We start from the raw sequence: 7,145 nt of genomic DNA on the forward strand, positions 1-7,145 counted from the left end.
AGATGCATCTTAGCCAAGCCGCAAAACTGTCCTAAAAAGCAGGACCACTTCAGCCGGCGTGACATCGCGCAGCGGCCCCACAATGGGAAAAACCTCCAATATCCGCGTCGCAACAAGCTTCCCGCCCTCTGGCCGCACCACAATCGCCAAGGTATCACCCACCGCGATTTCTTGCCCTGATCCCTGCGGACTGATCACCGGTAGATCCTTAGGTGCTGAAATTTCACGTCCGGCTACTGTCAGCGGCGCTACGCTGTCGACAACACCGAAGATGCCAAGCCGCACGGCTTCTTCAGCCTGCGCAGCGCAGGCCAGAAACGTCATAATCGAAAGCAATAACACACGCATGAAGCGATCTCCCCGCGCTACGCTTATCCAATATCAGGCTCCCGCGAAAAGAAAAAACGCGCGGAGGTTTCCCTCCGCGCGCCAAAATCTGCACGATAAAGCAGATGCTTACTGCGCGCTCTCTGCGACAGCAGCAACCAGTGCTTCTTCAAAGATCGCCAGACCTTCGTCCACGATCTCTTCGGGAGCTGTCAGCGGCACCATCACACGGATGGCGTTGCCATGCATGCCACAGCTCAACAGCAACAAGCCGCGTTCCAGAGCATGTGCAATCACGCGCTTGGTCAGTGGCCCATCCGGCGCGATGCTTTCAAAATCGGTCACGAATTCAACCGCGACCATCGCGCCAAGACCGCGAATGTCCCACATCCGGTAGGGTGCAGAACGTGCGCCGATCTCTGCAAAGCGGGCTTTGAGCTTGTCACCCATCGCAATGGACTTGGCCAAAAGGTCCTCATCCTCAATCGCAGTGATCGCTGCCAAAGCGGCCGCACAGGCAACAGGGTTGCCGCCATACGTGCCGCCCAAACCGCCTGGGTCCATCGCGTCCATGACATCGGCACGACCGATGACACCGGCGAGAGGATAACCGCCCGCCATTGATTTCGCCACAGTGATCATGTCTGGCACAACACCGGAATGCTCAATCGCGAACCATTTGCCGGTCCGGCCAAAGCCTGCCTGCACTTCGTCTGCAATGAGCATGATGCCATGCTTGTCACAGATTTCACGCAGGGCAGTTAGCATCTCGAACGGCACTGGCGTATAGCCACCTTCGCCCAGAACAGGCTCGATAATGATCGCCGCAATGCGGGACGGATCAGCATCTGTCAGGAAGAGGTTCTGAAGGCCTGTCAGCGCATCCTTGACGGTGATGCCATCCCGCACATTCGGGAAAGGTGCGCGGAAAACATCGGCAGGGAACGGCCCGACGCTCTTTTTGTAAGGAGACACTTTGCCGGTCATACCCAGCGTCAGCAGCGTGCGTCCGTGATAAGCGCCAGTAAAGGCGATCACACCGGGGCGGCCTGTCGCGGCACGCGCGATTTTCACCGCGTTCTCAACTGCTTCGGCACCAGTGGTGACCAGAAGTGTTTTCTTGGGTGCATCACCGGGGGCCAGCGCGTTCAACTTCTCTGCCAGCTCGACGTAAGGCGCGTAGGGCACAACCTGAAAGGACGTGTGCGTGTACAGGTCTTCTTGCGCTTTAGCGGCAGCGATCACACCGGGGTGACGGTGGCCTGTGTTAAGCACACCAATACCACCGACGAAATCGATGTAGCGCTTACCCTCTACATCCCAAAGCTCTGAGTTCTCTGCATAGGACGCATAAACCGGCGCGGCAGAAGCCACGCCACGCGGCACAGCCGCTTCACGGCGCGCCACCAGTTCAGCGTTGGTATAAGTCACAGGCACCGCAGCTTCGACGATAGCGATCTGGGGCTTCTTCTTTACGCTCTTGTTAGAGCCACGTTTTGCAGTGCTGGCCATGGACATAATCCTATATGAGTGAAAACCAGACGCGGCAGACCCGCGTTTAATAAATTCTTTTGCCCTGTTTAATTTAATTGTCAATCGGGATAGTTCAGGCACTTGTACTTTTCGCCAATGGGTGCGCAATTTCGGGCAAATCCCCGCCTACACGGATCACATCGACTTTATCAGGACGTTCTCCCTTGGACATCGGCCAAAGACTAAAAGAAATCCGCATACAGCGCGGTCTGTCCCAACGGGAGCTTGCCACCCGTGCAGGTCTGACAAACGGGACGATCTCATTGATCGAAAAAGATAAAACCTCTCCCTCTGTGGCATCACTTAAAAGCTTGCTGGATGCCATTCCCATCTCGATGGCCGAATTCTTCGGTTCAATCGAAGAGCCGGACACGCCAAAGATATTCTTTCGCGCAGGCGAACTGACACAGGTTGCGCCGGTGGGTCCGGGCCAAGTGTCGCTGCGGCAATTGGGCAACGCCCGCAAACACACGCTTCAGGTCCTACATGAGACCTACCCCCCCGGCGCCGATACCGGCCCTGAATTTCTGGCCCATGAAGGCGAAGAGGCGGGAATTATCACGCACGGGCAGATCCAATTGACCGTTGGTGACATCGTGGGAGTGCTAAACAGCGGCGACGGCTATATTTTTGACAGCCGCTTGCCTCACCGGTTCCGCAATATCGGAACCGAACCATGCAAAATTGTAAGCGCCCTGACCCCGCCGGTATTCTGAGGCCTAGACAGCGGGGAAGCCTTCTGTCTTTGAACCTCTTGTCTGACAATCCCTAACCTCGGGCCTTTGGCCCACGGCTGTCGCGGTCCTTGCGAGGGGTTCTATCCTCGTCAAAGCGGCCGCTGTCGGAATTGCGTGTAGACGTCATCGCAATCACTATTCCAGCAACCATCGTCAGGATCATGAGGCCGCCGAGAAACATCTCAGTCGTCATTTTCGCCTCCCTTTCCTAAGCGTTCAATGAGAGAACAGTCACGCCACGGCATCGTTCCCGAGTAATTCGAGATTCATGCCGCTAGACCCTGCGACATTCTGCTGCACCCTGCCGCACGCTGAGAAAAATTCTTAAGTTAAATAATTACTTACAATATCTTAAAGAAATTTCCAGCTGCATACCCCTAGTAATCGTAGGCCATCTTATCCGTCAGCGGCACAGGGAAATCCAATTCCAGGATATACCGGTGCTCTTCTTCATGGATCTCCAGATTACCGTTCAGCTGCCGCGCAAATGCCTGGATCAGCTTTGATCCAAGACCGGTACCGCCTTCGGTTTCCTTACCTCCAGCTGTATTCTCGACAGCCAAATTAGCACGCTCTTCTCCGACATATTTGAGGCTCACGCGGATCTGCTTTTGCCCATTCGTATCGCGCGCGACATATTTCAGGGCGTTTGTTACAGCTTCGGACACCAAAAGCGTGATAGGTGCAGCATCATCAGGACCGATCATGATGTCATCATATTCTTCGACCAGCTTGATGCCTGCATTAGGCGCCATACCGACTGCAAGGTTCTGCGCAACGATCTCTCGCAGCAAAACCCCCGCGTTTACGCGGGCCATTTCATTATCCTGATACATACTCTTATGAACCGTCGCGAGGCTCAGGATACGGTCTTGCAAGCGTTGCAGGACACGGCGGTTTGCATCGGTCGGCGCCTGCCGGATTTGCATGTTCATGATAGAGGAAATCAGCTGGAGGTTATTCTTCACGCGGTGATGGACCTCTTTGAGAAGAATATTCTTCTCGCGCAAGCTGTCCTCCAGACGTGCCTCATCCTGCAAAATCGAATTAGCCATCCCAAGGAATGATTCCTCCATGGCTTCGATCTCCCTGGGCACGCGATCGCCTAAGGGCACACGCGGCAGAGTTCGGTTCAACGCGAAATGGCGCATCTGGCGACCCAGTTTACTAATGTGGGTGATGGCCAGGCGGTTCAGCGCCCAGAATGCCACAACAAGGCTGGCGATCCACATCACAATCGGCAGAAGTGAAGATACGCGGCCCGAAAAATCTGTCTGAAGCAGCGGCGTGTCGACGGGCCAAACGCTCATCGCGTAAACGGTGTCTTGGAACATCGGGATCAAGGCATAGACACGCTGGTCCCCGCCTGCACTTTGAGCGGTGAAAACCTGCCGCCCAGTGCCCGCAAATTGCTCAAGGTCATAGACTGCGGGCAATTCTTCGCGCGCCACGTCCCCATCCTGCTCAGTCGCAATCAGTTCTCCAACATTGTTGAAAATGAGCAATGCTTTGGGTGTGGCATCCAGAGTTTCAGGTTTGCTATTTCTAAGAACGTCTTGGCCTATCGAAATAAAGACAAAGCCCGTCATATCGCCATTTTCGATCAGAGGCACGGTAACGATGACAACCGCAGCGCCCGACACTGCACCACGTGCGACAGAGGAAACCGTAACAGACTTGCGTTCCATCGCCGCCTGAAAAATCGCGCTTGAGCTTAGCTCGTACTGCTCTCCGGTGGATGAACAGTTCATCACACCGTCTGACCTTACGTACCCCACGAGGCGATATATCTCGGCTCCTTCCTTGTAGCTTTTCAGGAATGCCGAACACCGCGCCGGATCATCGCGCGCAAGCGCCACGATTGCCGCCAACGCGCGGCCAGCGCCCAGCGCCTCTTGCAAGGTTGTTCTCTCAACAGCCGCCGCTTGGTCGGTCACCGCAAGCAGTGACAGCTCTGCTGTTCGCTGGCTTTGCTCCGCGATTTGACGCGTCTGTTGAACGGCGATCAAACCAATAGGCAGCAAAGCCAGCGACAAAAACAGCAGAACCCGAAAGGCGAGACCACCAAAGAAGCTATTGCGAAAAAAGCCAGAGGTCATGGTCTAGAAACTTGCGACTTTCGAAGCCGAGAGCACAGACATCGTCGCATCGTCCGTCATCTCCATCGCTTCGTCCTCATTCAGCCCCATCAACTCAGCCAGTTGCGCACGCGCGCGGTTTGTCCGGCTTTTGATCGTGCCAACAGCCACACCGCACATCTCAGCGGCTTCTTCATAAGAGAATCCCGAAGCGCCGATCAGCAACAACGCTTCGCGCTGCTCTACCTTGAGCTTACCCAAGGCGACCCTGAAATCGTTCATTTGCAGGTGACCGTCATGGGCCGGCTTTTCTGCCAGGCTTTCGGTGAAAATGCCGTCCACGTCAGAAACTTCGCGCTTTGCCTTGCGGCGGGACGAATAATAGGTGTTGCGCAGAATTGTGAACAACCAGGCGCGCATATTCGTGCCCGCCTGAAACTTTTCGATATTCGTCCAGGCCTTAACCAAAGTATCCTGAACCATATCGTCCGCTACGGAGCCGTTGCGCGTCAGCGAGATCGCAAACGCACGCATGGCCGGCAGATGTTCTACCAGCTCGTCACGAGGATCCGCGCCGCTCATTGGCTTTTATCCTCATCGTCGTCTTGCTTTTTCAGTTGTTCCAAAAGTGATTTGAAGCGATCAGGGACCCCTTCATCAACAGCTTCCTGATAAACACGGCGCAGGTTTTCGTCGATCACCCCGTGCTGTTGCTTGCTTTGTCCCTGTCCTGACATTCTACCTCTATCACACAAAAAAGTTCAAAATCCGCTTCATCTTCGGGAACCAAACGCGTCTTAAGTGCGTTTTGTTCCCGAAAAGATAAAAAAAAGGACTGCACGAATGATGGATGCAACACCGGCCCAAAGCGTTAGCGATCAGCTTGGAATGTTTATACCCTATCTACGGCGTTACGCGCGCGCTCTTACCGGTAGCCAGACCAGCGGGGACAACTTTGCTGCAGCTTCGCTTGAGGCAATCCTGACAGATCGCTCTGTTCTAGATGGAACAGATGTAAAGACAGGTTTGTTCCGTGTTCTTTACGGTATTTGGGCCAGCGCTGGTGCGCCAGTAGAGGAAGGCGAATCCGGTGCGCGTGCAAAGGCGCAGCGCCACTTGGCAAAGCTGACGAACAACAGCCGCGAAGCGCTGCTGCTCTACACGATCGAAGGCTTTAACTACGAGAGCATCGGCACGATCATCGCCGTAGAAGCAAGCGAAGCAGAAGAACTGGTCGCAATTGCCCGCCATGAGATGGCAGACAGCGTGACGGGCTCTGTCATGATCATTGAGGATGAAGCGATCATCGCAATGGATATCGAAAGCATCGTTGCCGAGATGGGCCACCGTGTTACCGGCGTTGCCCGCACCCGCGACGAAGCTGTTGCGCTGGGTCGCGCCGATGTGCCTGACCTGATCCTAGCGGACATCCAGCTGGCCGATAACTCTTCCGGAATTGACGCGGTGAATGATCTTTTGGCCGAACTGGGCCAGCGCCCTGTGATCTTCATCACAGCGTTCCCAGAGCGTCTGCTTACTGGTGACAAGCCTGAGCCTGCCTTCCTAATCTCCAAGCCGTACACCGAAGATCAGGTTATCTCGGCCGTGAGCCAGGCAATGTTCTTCTCTTCAACAGAGACACTTCACGCCTGAACCTCTCCACTCAGGTCCAAAGCCCCGCTGCATCGTCGGCGGGGCTTTTTTTGGAACATTGGTGTGCGCTGCGCGTTAACCCAGCGAAACGAAGTGCAACTTAGGAAATTCACCATGGCTAAAGCGAACCTATCCCTGACCGGCAATGACGTATGAATGGAAGACCTGTCCGCCCAGATCGCAACTTTGAAAAGCGATCTGGCTAACCTGACACAAACAATGGCCGACCTTGGCGCCGCAAAAACGACCGAAGCCAAGACGGCCGAAAACCTACAAAACGCTGGCCGCGACAAAATTCTCGAAGCACAGCTTCAGGCCGAAGACTTTGTCCAGAAGCAGCCAGCAACATCGCTCGGCATTGCAGCTGGCTTGGGCTTCTTGGTCGGCATGATCACGGCACGCCGCTAAGATGCTCTCCCACCTAGTAGCAAAAGCACGCGTGCAGGTGGAGCAAACAGCGCAAACAGCCGCAATAGGGCTGTTTGCGTGTGTTGCTTTGACTGTTGGATTGGTTTTCTGGACCTTGGCGGGATGGTTATTCCTGCTGACAGTTACAACACCGCTAAACGCAGCCGTAATTCTTGGCGCGGTTTATACTGGGGTTGGCCTTATCGGTCTTGCCTCTGTGTCAATGCGCCGTAAGAAACCTGTTCCCCAGCCCGCGCCTGTTACGCCTGCACCAGAGGCCACCTTCGAAGGGCTTATGGCAGCGTTTATGAGTGGCATGAATGCAGGTGCGCGAACGCGTTCTTGATACTGGCGAGCTGAAGTGGTCCTGCTTTTTAGGACAGTTTTGCGGCTTGGCTAAGATGCATCT

Annotated in this window: 10 protein-coding genes; 4 read left to right on the forward strand and 6 right to left on the reverse strand. The window is 54.9% G+C overall.

Annotated elements, in window-relative coordinates:
* Positions 1-9 precede the first annotated feature (9 nt).
* The gene (locus V7730_RS21245) at positions 10-348 is read right to left on the reverse strand and encodes a hypothetical protein (protein WP_335749556.1); all 339 of its coding nucleotides are present in this window, start codon (positions 346-348) and stop codon (positions 10-12) included.
* A 108-nt stretch (positions 349-456) separates the two neighbouring features.
* Complete coding sequence (gabT, locus tag V7730_RS21250; RefSeq protein WP_335749557.1) at positions 457-1,839, reverse strand: 4-aminobutyrate--2-oxoglutarate transaminase; 1,383 nt, start codon at positions 1,837-1,839, stop codon at positions 457-459.
* A gap of 185 nt (positions 1,840-2,024) precedes the next feature.
* Here gabT and V7730_RS21255 point away from each other — a divergent pair, with 185 nt between their 5' ends.
* Positions 2,025-2,576 (forward strand): cupin domain-containing protein, encoded by a 552-nt coding sequence (locus V7730_RS21255; protein ID WP_335749558.1) that lies wholly within the window; start codon positions 2,025-2,027, stop codon positions 2,574-2,576.
* A 52-nt stretch (positions 2,577-2,628) separates the two neighbouring features.
* Here V7730_RS21255 and V7730_RS21260 read toward each other — a convergent pair whose 3' ends face one another.
* The 4 genes from V7730_RS21260 to V7730_RS21275 form a co-directional block, all read right to left on the reverse strand.
* Positions 2,629-2,790 carry a hypothetical protein gene (locus V7730_RS21260; protein ID WP_335749559.1) on the reverse strand — a complete coding sequence of 54 codons (162 nt, stop codon included), beginning with the start codon at positions 2,788-2,790 and terminating at the stop codon, positions 2,629-2,631.
* Positions 2,791-2,974: 184 nt separating this feature from the next.
* Complete coding sequence (locus tag V7730_RS21265; protein ID WP_335749560.1) at positions 2,975-4,696, reverse strand: sensor histidine kinase; 1,722 nt, start codon at positions 4,694-4,696, stop codon at positions 2,975-2,977.
* Positions 4,697-4,699: 3 nt separating this feature from the next.
* Positions 4,700-5,257, reverse strand: coding sequence for an RNA polymerase sigma factor (locus V7730_RS21270; RefSeq protein ID WP_335749561.1), 558 nt, complete (start codon positions 5,255-5,257; stop codon positions 4,700-4,702).
* Positions 5,254-5,376, reverse strand: coding sequence for a NepR family anti-sigma factor (locus tag V7730_RS21275; protein WP_335749562.1), 123 nt, complete (start codon positions 5,374-5,376; stop codon positions 5,254-5,256). The genes V7730_RS21270 and V7730_RS21275 overlap by 4 nt, the downstream gene beginning before the upstream one ends.
* Before the next feature lie 142 nt (positions 5,377-5,518).
* Here V7730_RS21275 and V7730_RS21280 point away from each other — a divergent pair, with 142 nt between their 5' ends.
* From V7730_RS21280 to V7730_RS21290, 3 genes are all read left to right on the forward strand, one after another.
* Positions 5,519-6,328, forward strand: a complete 810-nt coding sequence (locus V7730_RS21280; protein WP_335749563.1) for a response regulator — start codon at positions 5,519-5,521, stop codon at positions 6,326-6,328.
* 156 nt (positions 6,329-6,484) lie between these two features.
* On the forward strand, positions 6,485-6,736 hold the full coding sequence (locus V7730_RS21285) for a DUF883 family protein (protein WP_335749564.1): 252 nt from the start codon (positions 6,485-6,487) through the stop codon (positions 6,734-6,736).
* Position 6,737: 1 nt separating this feature from the next.
* Positions 6,738-7,082, forward strand: a complete 345-nt coding sequence (locus V7730_RS21290) for a hypothetical protein (protein WP_335749565.1) — start codon at positions 6,738-6,740, stop codon at positions 7,080-7,082.
* Positions 7,083-7,145: the final 63 nt, after the last annotated feature.

Origin of the sequence: Sulfitobacter sp. (assembly GCF_036961165.1) — a bacterium.
GTDB lineage: Bacteria > Pseudomonadota > Alphaproteobacteria > Rhodobacterales > Rhodobacteraceae > Sulfitobacter.

What these genes read in the sequence shown, in the direction of transcription:
- V7730_RS21245 (WP_335749556.1), bottom strand. Translation starts at nt 348, where the DNA reads ATGCGTGTGTTATTGCTTTCGATTATGACGTTTCTGGCCTGCGCTGCG.
- gabT (WP_335749557.1), bottom strand. Translation starts at nt 1,839, where the DNA reads ATGGCCAGCACTGCAAAACGTGGCTCTAACAAGAGCGTAAAGAAGAAG.
- V7730_RS21260 (WP_335749559.1), bottom strand. Translation starts at nt 2,790, where the DNA reads ATGACGACTGAGATGTTTCTCGGCGGCCTCATGATCCTGACGATGGTT.
- V7730_RS21265 (WP_335749560.1), bottom strand. Translation starts at nt 4,696, where the DNA reads ATGACCTCTGGCTTTTTTCGCAATAGCTTCTTTGGTGGTCTCGCCTTT.
- V7730_RS21270 (WP_335749561.1), bottom strand. Translation starts at nt 5,257, where the DNA reads ATGAGCGGCGCGGATCCTCGTGACGAGCTGGTAGAACATCTGCCGGCC.
- V7730_RS21280 (WP_335749563.1), top strand. Translation starts at nt 5,519, where the DNA reads ATGATGGATGCAACACCGGCCCAAAGCGTTAGCGATCAGCTTGGAATG.
- V7730_RS21285 (WP_335749564.1), top strand. Translation starts at nt 6,485, where the DNA reads ATGGAAGACCTGTCCGCCCAGATCGCAACTTTGAAAAGCGATCTGGCT.
- V7730_RS21290 (WP_335749565.1), top strand. Translation starts at nt 6,738, where the DNA reads ATGCTCTCCCACCTAGTAGCAAAAGCACGCGTGCAGGTGGAGCAAACA.